The 9,397-nt window shown below is 73.5% G+C and carries 8 protein-coding genes and 1 pseudogene; all 9 read left to right on the plus strand.

Translation table 11 applies throughout. The features are described 5' to 3' along the window. Positions 1-2,831 (plus strand): Rne/Rng family ribonuclease (locus AB5970_RS18940; RefSeq protein ID WP_370505504.1); only part of this gene is annotated, 2,831 nt, incomplete at its 5' end. A 241-nt stretch (positions 2,832-3,072) separates the two neighbouring features. Further along, on the plus strand, positions 3,073-3,381 hold the full coding sequence (gene rplU, locus AB5970_RS18945) for a 50S ribosomal protein L21 (protein ID WP_370505510.1): 309 nt from the start codon (positions 3,073-3,075) through the stop codon (positions 3,379-3,381). A 61-nt stretch (positions 3,382-3,442) separates the two neighbouring features. Next, positions 3,443-3,703, plus strand: a complete 261-nt coding sequence (gene rpmA, locus AB5970_RS18950; protein ID WP_055913072.1) for a 50S ribosomal protein L27 — start codon at positions 3,443-3,445, stop codon at positions 3,701-3,703. Between the two features lie 119 nt (positions 3,704-3,822). Next, positions 3,823-5,346, plus strand: a complete 1,524-nt coding sequence (obgE, locus tag AB5970_RS18955; RefSeq protein ID WP_370505505.1) for a GTPase ObgE — start codon at positions 3,823-3,825, stop codon at positions 5,344-5,346. A gap of 48 nt (positions 5,347-5,394) precedes the next feature. Further along, entirely contained in the window at positions 5,395-6,543 is a 1,149-nt protein-coding gene (gene proB, locus AB5970_RS18960; RefSeq protein WP_370505506.1) for a glutamate 5-kinase, read from the plus strand. Between the two features lie 344 nt (positions 6,544-6,887). Next, a complete protein-coding gene (locus AB5970_RS18965; protein WP_370505507.1) occupies positions 6,888-8,198 on the plus strand; it encodes a glutamate-5-semialdehyde dehydrogenase in 1,311 nt (436 codons plus the stop codon). 55 nt (positions 8,199-8,253) lie between these two features. Beyond that, positions 8,254-8,409 carry a hypothetical protein gene (locus tag AB5970_RS18970; protein WP_370505508.1) on the plus strand — a complete coding sequence of 52 codons (156 nt, stop codon included), beginning with the start codon at positions 8,254-8,256 and terminating at the stop codon, positions 8,407-8,409. 26 nt (positions 8,410-8,435) lie between these two features. Further along, entirely contained in the window at positions 8,436-9,041 is a 606-nt protein-coding gene (gene nadD, locus AB5970_RS18975; protein ID WP_370505509.1) for a nicotinate-nucleotide adenylyltransferase, read from the plus strand. Further along, positions 9,038-9,397, plus strand: a pseudogene (locus AB5970_RS18980) (hypothetical protein); the annotation flags it as partial. The gene nadD and the pseudogene AB5970_RS18980, both read left to right, overlap by 4 nt.

The raw sequence follows: 9,397 nt of genomic DNA on the forward strand, positions 1-9,397 counted from the left end.
CCGCGCCCGAGCCGGCTCCCGAGCCCACCGCTGAGCCGGTCGCGCAGCCCGCCGAGGACGAGGAGGAGGACGCCGAGTCCGCCCCCACGCTCGACGTGCTCGCCGAGCTGGCCGCGACCGTCCCGGCGGCCGACACCGCCGTGGAGCCCAACGCCACCACGAGCAGCACCTCGACGGGTCCGCGCTTCGCGACCACCGCGCTGCTGTTCCAGGCCCCCGACCCGTCCGCGGCCCGCCCGCGCCGTCGCCGCGCGCAGGCCAGCACCGGCTCCCCGGAGGAGATCTCCGAGGCCGCGCACCGCGCCGAGCAGGAGGCGGCGGAGGCCGCCGACGCCGCGGTGACACCTGCCGAGGCGACCGAGACCGAGCAGGACGCGTCCGCGCCGTCGCGCGGGTCGCGCCGCCGGGGCCGTCGTGGCCGCAGCGGCGACTCTGCGCCGGTGGAGCCCGTGGAGATCGTGGAGGAGGAGGAGGTCGTCGTCGAGGACATCGTCGACGCCGCCGCCGGGTACGACTCCGCCGAGCAGGACTCCGCCGACGACGAGCAGGGCGACGAGGACGAGACCACCGAGGACGGCGCGAACGGCGCTCCGCGTCGCCGTCGCCGCCGCGGTGGCCGCGGCCGGCGCAGCCGCAGCGACGCGCCCGGCTCGGCCGACAACGCGGACGAGACCGACGAGGAGTCCGACGAGGGCGCCGAGACCGAGGCCGAGTCCGACGCCGACGACGCCGCGGGGGAGGACGGCGGCTCGAGCCGTCGCCGCCGCCGTCGTCGTCGTGGCTCGTCGCGCGGTGAGGGCGGGGAGCAGAACGAGCCCCGCGCCGCCCGCACCCGCGCGCCCAGCGACGAGGTCACCGCGCTGCGCGGATCGACCCGCCTGGAGGCCAAGCGCCAGCGCCGCCGGGACGGCCGCGACGCCGGCCGTCGTCGCCAGATCATCACCGAGTCGGAGTTCCTGGCCCGCCGGGAGTCCGTCGACCGCACGATGATCGTGCGCGAGAAGAACGCCCGCACGCAGATCGCCGTGCTGGAGGACGGGGTGCTCGTCGAGCACTACGTGTCCAACCAGGCGCAGGCCTCGATGGTCGGCAACGTCTACCTCGGCCGCGTGCAGAACGTGCTGCCCAGCATGGAGGCCGCGTTCGTCGACGTCGGCAAGGGCCGCAACGCCGTGCTCTACGCGGGCGAGGTCAACTGGGACGCCGCCGGTCTCGAGGGCGGGTCCGCCCGCCGCATCGAGCAGGCGCTCAAGTCGGGCGACCCCGTGCTGGTGCAGGTCACCAAGGACCCCATCGGCCACAAGGGCGCGCGCCTGACCTCGCAGGTCACGCTCGCCGGCCGCTACCTGGTCTACGTGCCCGGCGGCGGCATGACCGGCATCAGCCGCAAGCTGCCCGACACCGAGCGCAACCGCCTCAAGCGGATCCTGCGCGAGATCGTCCCGGACTCCGCGGGCGTCATCGTGCGCACTGCGGCCGAGGGCGCGTCCGAGGACGAGCTGCGCGCCGACATCGCGCGCCTGCAGGGGCAGTGGGAGGCCATCGAGAAGAAGTCGAAGACCGCGTCCGCCCCGGCCCTGCTCCAGGGCGAGCCGGACATGGCCATCCGCGTGGTCCGCGACATCTTCAACGACGACTTCTCCTCGCTCGTGGTCGAGGGCGCCGAGGCCTGGTCGACGATCTCGTCGTACATCGACGAGCTCGCGCCCGACCTGGCGCAGAAGGTGACGCGCTGGGAGTCCGACACCGACGTCTTCGCCGTGCACCGCATCGACGAGCAGCTGGCCAAGGGCATGGACCGCAAGGTCTGGCTGCCCTCGGGCGGCTCGCTCGTGATCGACCGCACCGAGGCGATGACGGTGGTCGACGTCAACACCGGCAAGTTCACCGGCTCGGGCGGCACGCTCGAGGAGACGGTCACCCGCAACAACCTCGAGGCCGCCGAGGAGATCGTCCGCCAGCTCCGGCTGCGCGACATCGGCGGCATCATCGTCATCGACTTCATCGACATGGTGCTCGAGTCCAACCGTGACCTCGTGCTCCGTCGGCTGGTCGAGTGCCTGGGCCGCGACCGGACCAAGCACCAGGTGGCCGAGGTGACCTCGCTCGGGCTCGTGCAGATGACCCGCAAGCGCGTGGGCCAGGGCCTGGTCGAGGCATTCAGCGAGACGTGCGAGCACTGCCACGGGCGCGGCTTCATCGTGCACGAGGAGCCGATCGAGAAGAACAACCAGCGTCCCGACGCCGGTGCCCAGCAGCCGCAGCCCGCCACGCCGGAGGGCAACGCCCCCCGGTCGCGCCGCAAGCGCGGCGGCAAGGAGCCGGTGGCGCACGCTCCGCACGCGGGCGTCCCCGTGCTGCCGGAGGCCCGCGAGGCCGTCAAGGCGACCCTGGCGACGATCGCCGCCGCGGCCGCGCACGCCCACGAGCACGACCACGACCACGACGCGCCCGCCGCGCGGGTCGAGGCGCCCGAGGAGCACACGGAGCGCGACGCGCCGAGCGCGCCGGGTCTCGACGTGCTCGCCGAGTTCGCCGCCGTCCAGCACGCGGCGCCCGACGAGGACCGCGACGCGCCGGACGAGGGCCCGGTGGAGGAGCTCGAGCTCACCGCGGTGCCGGCCGACGTGTTCGCGGCGGACGACGAGGCCGAGGACGCCGAGGAGCCGTCCGACGGTGCCGAGGCCGACGACGCCGAGGAGCCGTCCGACGGTGCCGAGGCCGACGACGCCGAGGAGCCGTCCGACGGTGCCGAGGCCGACGGTGCCGAGGAGTCGTCCGACCGTCCCGAGGCCGACGGGGACGACAGCCGCGACGACGACGTGCGTTAGGTCACGCCGACCCCGCGCCGCACCGTCCAGGTTTGACCGTGCGGCGTGGGGTCCGTACCCTAGAACGTCGGCGCGTCGTGTGCGCGCTGGTCATGCGTGCCGCCGTTGGCGGCGCCGACGCGAACCCCCACGGGAACCGGTCGTCACCGGTGGCAGCGGGATGTGCGCGGGCGCAGGCAGGCACCGACATCTTCACCCGAGTATTTGACAAGCAGTTCGACGAGCAGAGATGAGCAGCAACGTGGTGTACGCGATCGTGAAGGCTGGCGGCCGCCAGGAGAAGGTCGCGGTGGGCGACGTCGTCGTCGTCGACCGCCTCGCTGCGCAGGCCGGCTCGACCGTCGAGCTGCCCGCCCTGCTCCTCGTCGACGGCGAGAAGGTCACCACCGACGCCAAGGCCCTGGCCAAGGTGACGGTGACGGCGGAGGTCGTGCGGGACGAGAAGGGTCCCAAGATCGACATCCTCAAGTACAAGAACAAGACCGGCTACCGCAAGCGCCAGGGTCACCGCCAGAAGCTGACCCGCCTCAAGGTCACCGGCATCTCCTGATCTCGCGCCGTGGCCGGCTGGCTGCGGACCCCCATTCTCTGAGCACGAAAGCAGGTTCGTCATGGCACACAAGAAGGGCGCGAGCTCCTCGCGCAACGGCCGCGACTCGAACGCCCAGCGCCTGGGCGTCAAGCGCTTCGGTGGCCAGGTCGTCAAGGCCGGCGAGATCATCGTCCGCCAGCGCGGCACCCACTTCCACCCCGGCGTGAACGTCGGCCGTGGCGGCGACGACACGCTGTTCGCCCTCGCCCCGGGCGCCGTGACCTTCGGGACGCGCCGCGGCCGCAAGGTCATCGACATCGTCGTGGCGGCCGAGGTCTGAGTTTCCTGACGCCGCGGCAACGGTCCGCGGCGGGTCATTCGTGGGAGGGGCGCACCGGTGCGGTGCGCCCCTTCTGCGTGTGAGTATCGAGAAGTAGCAATGGCAAGGGAGGTTCAGCCGTGGTGACATTCGTCGACCGGGTCGTGCTGCATGCGACCGGCGGTGACGGTGGGCACGGTTGTGCGTCCATCCACCGGGAGAAGTTCAAGCCGCTCGCCGGCCCCGACGGGGGCAACGGCGGCAACGGTGGCTCCGTGATCATCGAGGTCGACCCGCAGGTCACCACGCTGCTCGACTACCACCACTCGCCGCACCGGCACGCGCCGTCCGGCACGCAGGGCATGGGCGACCACCGCTCCGGCTCGACCGGCGCCGACCTGGTGCTCGGCGTACCCGACGGCACCGTGGTCAAGGCGCCCGACGGCACCGTGCTCGCGGACCTCGTCGGCGTCGGCGCCCAGTACGTGGCGGCCGCGGGCGGTCGCGGGGGGCTCGGCAACGCCGCGCTCGCCTCGCAGCGCCGCAAGGCGCCGGGCTTCGCGCTCCTCGGCGAGCCGGGCGACGAGCAGGACATCGTCCTCGAGCTCAAGACCATCGCCGACGTCGCGCTGGTCGGGTACCCGAGCGCCGGCAAGTCGAGCCTGGTCGCCGCGATCTCCGCGGCCCGGCCCAAGATCGCCGACTACCCGTTCACCACCCTGGTGCCCAACCTCGGCGTGGTGCAGGCCGGTGGCGCGCGGTACACCGTCGCCGACGTGCCGGGTCTCATCCCGGGGGCGTCCGAGGGCCGCGGTCTGGGCCTGGAGTTCCTGCGGCACATCGAGCGCTGCGCGGTCCTCGTGCACGTGCTCGACTGCGCGACTCTCGAGCCCGACCGCGACCCGCTCTCGGACCTCGAGGACATCGAGGCCGAGCTGCGGACCTACGCCGGTGACCTCTCCATCGAGGGTGGCCGCGTGCCGCTCCTGGAGCGCCCGCAGATCGTCGTGCTCAACAAGATCGACGTCCCCGAGGCGCGCGAGCTGGCCGAGCTGGTCAAGCCCGACCTCGAGGCCCGCGGGTTCCGCGTGTTCGAGGTGTCGACGGCCAGCCACGAGGGGCTGCGCCCGCTGACGTTCGCGCTCGGGGAGATCGTCGACAAGGCTCGTCGTGACGCGCCGGCGCCCGAGAACACCCGAGTCGTGCTGCGTCCGAAGGCCGTGGACGACGCCGGCTTCACGGTGACGCGCCGCGAGGTCGAGGGCCAGGGCGTGTACTTCTGGGTGCGCGGCGAGAAGCCCGAGCGCTGGGTCCGTCAGACCGACTTCTCCAACGACGAGGCCGTCGGCTACCTCGCGGACCGGCTCGCCCGGCTCGGCGTCGAGGACCGGCTGTTCGCCGCAGGCGCGGTCGCAGGCGACGAGGTGCGCATCGGCCCCGAGCACAACGCGGTCGTCTTCGACTGGGAGCCGACGCTCATGACTGGCTCGGAGTTCCTCGGCGGCCCGCGCGGCGTCGACCTGCGCCTCGAGGACCACTCGCGTCCGACGCGCGGCGAGAAGCGCCAGGAGTACAAGGAGCGCATGGACGCCAAGACCGAGGCGCGCGAGGAGCTGTGGACCGAGCGTGAGGCCGGTGTCTGGACGGACGCGGCGAAGGACTGACGTCCGCGCACCGGATAAGAGCGTGACCCGCCGCCGCCACGCGGCAGAATGCCGCACGTGACCGCCGACGCCCTGCAGGACCGCCAGCAGCTGGCCTCGGCGTCCCGGGTGGTCGTCAAGATCGGCTCGTCGTCGCTCACCACCCCCGACGGGCGGCTGGCCCCCGAGCGCCTCAACGCGCTGGTCGAGGTGCTCGCGGCGCGGCGGGAGGCCGGCGGCCAGGTCGTGCTCGTGTCGTCCGGCGCGATCGCGGCCGGGATCGGTCCGCTCGGGCTGGCGGCGCGCCCCAAGGACCTGGCCACGCAGCAGGCGGCGGCCTCGGTCGGGCAGGGGCTGCTCGTCGCGCACTACACGGCGGCGTTCGCGCGGCACGGTCTGCAGGTGGGCCAGGTGCTGCTGACCGCCGACGACACCGTGCGCCGCGTGCACTACCGCAACGCGCACCGGGCCCTGACGCGGCTGCTCGACCTCGGGATCGTGCCGGTCATCAACGAGAACGACGCGGTGGCCACCGACGAGATCCGGTTCGGCGACAATGACCGCCTGGCCGCGCTGGTCTCGCACCTGGTGCACGCCGACGCGCTGCTGCTGCTCAGCGACGTGGACTCGCTCTACACCGGCCCGCCGTCACGCGACGGCTCGCGCCGGATCGCCTCGGTCGTGCACGCGCAGGACCTCGAGGGCATCGACGTGGCCTCGCGGGGGAGCGCGGTCGGCACGGGCGGCATGGTGACCAAGCTGGAGTCCGTGGCGATCGCGACGCAGTCCGGGGTGCCCGTGGTGCTCACTTCTGCGGCCCAGGCGGCGCAGGCGCTCGCCGGCGAGGACGTCGGCACCTGGTTCACCGCGACGGGCCGCCGCACCTCGATCCGCCGCCTCTGGCTGGCCCACGCCGCGAACACCCGCGGGCGCCTGGTTCTCGACGCGGGCGCCGTCCGGGCGGTCCTCGAGCGCGGGACCTCGCTGCTGCCGGCCGGCGTGACCGGTGTCGAGGGCTCGTTCGAGGCCGGCGACCCGGTCGAGCTCGTCGGGCCGGACGGCCTCCTGGTCGCGCGCGGGCTGGTGTCGTACGACGCCGAGGAGGTGCCGCCGCTGCTCGGCCGGTCGACGTCCGAGCTGCGCGCCGCGCTGGGCCCGGGCTACGACCGCGAGCTGGTCCACCGCGACGACCTGGTCCTGGTCCGCAGGCGCCGCTGACCCCAGCAGGAGCCCGCAACGTCCGAGCAGGTGCAGCCCCTGGGCCACATCCGCTCGGACATCCGCGAGGGATCATCCACAACGTCCGAGCAGGTGCGGCCCCTGGGCTACATCCGCTCGGACGTCCCTGAGGGGCCGGCTCGACTCAGGTTGCCACGGACCAGGTCGAACGACCTGGCCATGAGGTGGGGCCGGAAGTCCGGCACCGCACCCCTCCAGAGGGTGGCGTCGATGCCGTTGGCCTCGAGGTCCTGACGACGCTGTGGGGGTCGCAGGACGCGGGGACTCGACCGGCTCGTGGCGGTCTGACGCGGGCGGAGAGTGCCCGGGACTACCCTGGTCCGATGACCACCTCGCTCGACCAGCCGGTGCAGGACGCGCTCGAGGCGCCGGACGTCGTCGCGCAGGTCCGCGCGGTCGCGGAGCGCGCCAAGGTCGCGTCGCGGGCGCTCGCCACGGCCACGCGCGCCACCAAGGACGCCGCGCTGCGCGGCATGGCCGACGCCCTCGTGGCGGCCACCCCCGAGATCGTCGCGGCCAACGCCGTGGACCTCGAGCGCGGCCGGGCGAACGGCACCTCCGCCGGGCTGCTGGACCGCCTCGCGCTGACGCCCGAGCGCATCGTCGCCATCGCCGACGCCCTCCGTGAGCTGGCCGCGCTGCCCGACCCGGTGGGCGAGGTCGTGCGCGGCCAGACGCTCCCGAACGGCCTGCGCATGCGCCAGGTGCGGGTGCCCATGGGCGTCGTCGGCATGATCTACGAGGCGCGCCCGAACGTCACGGTGGACGCCGCAGGGCTCGCGCTCAAGAGCGGCAACGCCGTCATCCTGCGCGGCGGCTCGGCCGCGGCCGCGAGCAACGAGGTGATCGTCGACGTCCTGTCGCAGGCGCTCGTCGCGCAGCGGCTCCCGGGGGCCCTGATCCAGTCGATCGACGCGTGGGGGCGCGAGGGCGCCGTCGCGCTCATGCACGCGCGCGGCCTGGTCGACCTGCTGGTGCCCCGCGGGGGCGCGGACCTCATCCAGACGGTCGTGCGCGAGTCGACCGTCCCGGTCGTCGAGACCGGCGTGGGCAACGTGCACATCTACGTCGACGAGACCGCCGACCTGGCCGTCGCCATCCCGATCCTGCTCAACTCCAAGACCCAGCGCGTCGGGGTCTGCAACGCCGCCGAGACGCTGCTGGTGCACCAGGCCGTCGCCGACGAGTTCCTCCCCGTGGCCATCGCGATGCTGGCCGACGAGGGCGTGACGGTGCACGGCGACGAGACGACCATGGCGCTCGCTCCGGAGGAGGCCGACTGCGTGCCGGCCACCGACGTCGACTGGGCCACCGAGTACCTGTCGCTCGACATCGCGATCCGGGTGGTCGACTCCCTGGACGAGGCCCTCGAGCACATCCGCGAGTGGAGCTCGGGGCACACCGAGGCGATCATCACGCGGGACCTGGCGTCGTCGGAGCGGTTCGTCGCCGAGGTCGACTCCGCGGCCGTCATGGTGAACGCCTCGACGCGGTTCACCGACGGCGGCCAGCTGGGGCTCGGCGCCGAGATCGGCATCTCCACGCAGAAGCTGCACGCCCGCGGCCCGATGGGGCTGGGCGAGCTCACGACGACCAAGTGGATCGTGCACGGCGACGGGCACGTCCGACCCTGATGGCACAGTCCACCGTGCGACACTGGTCGCTCCCGCCCACCCCTGGAGGATTGACGTGCATGCTGCCCTGATCGCCGCCGCCGCCGAGGGCGCCGAGCACGCCCGCGAGCTGCCGTTCCCGCCCGTCGTGTTCGGCATCGGCGCGTTCGTCGGACTCACGGCGATGCTGCTCATCACGTTCGCCTTCCGCAGCGTCGGGACGCGCCACTGACCGAGGCGACGGGAGGCACCGGGCCGATGACGGATCCGCCGCGCAGACCTCGGCTCGGGGTGATGGGCGGCACGTTCGACCCCGTCCACCACGGCCACCTGGTCGCCGCGAGCGAGGTCGCGGCCCGGTTCGACCTCGACGAGGTCGTCTTCGTCCCCACGGGCCAGCCGACGTTCAAGCTGCACCAGGACGTCACGCTCCCCGAGCACCGCTACCTGATGACCGTCATCGCGACGGCGTCGAACCCGCGGTTCACGGTGAGCCGCGTGGACGTGGACCGCTCGGGTGTGACGTACACCGTGGATACGCTCCGGGACCTCAAGGCCGCCCGTCCGGACGCCGAACTGTTCTTCATCACAGGCGCGGACGCCATCGCGCAGATCTTGACGTGGAAGGATGCGGACGAGCTCTTCTCGATGGCGCAGTTCGTGGCGGTCACCCGCCCCGGGCACGCGTTGTCGGTCGACGGGCTTCCCGGCGACCGGGTCCACGTCCTGGAGGTCCCCGCCCTGGCGATCTCCTCGACCGACGTCCGCGCACGTGAGCGCGCCGGGCAGCCGGTCTGGTACCTCGTCCCCGACGGGGTCGTCCAGTACATCGCCAAGCACAGGTTGTATCGAGGTCAGTCATGAGTGAACCGGCAGAGCGGCGCCGTCGCCGCGAGCTCCATCGCAATCCCGAGACGGGCGACGTCTCGGGCGCCGCACCCGACGCCGGGTCCGCGGGCGCTGCGGCGACCCCGGCTCCGCCTCGGACCGCACCGGCGGCACCGTCCGCTCCCGGCGCTCCGGTCTCGCGCCGCGCCATGCGTGGCCAGGGCGGCGCCGACGAGACGCCGGCCCACGGCACCACGGCGAGCCACCCGTCGGCTCCGCAGCTCTCCTCGGCGCCGTCGGCCCCCACCGAGGCCGGCCGTTCGCGCCGGTCGATCCGCGACACCGCGCTCGACCCCACGAGCGCCCGCCCGACCTCCGCCGGTGCGCCGGCC

Source organism: Cellulomonas sp. ICMP 17802 (assembly GCF_041295535.1).
Lineage (GTDB): Bacteria > Actinomycetota > Actinomycetes > Actinomycetales > Cellulomonadaceae > Cellulomonas.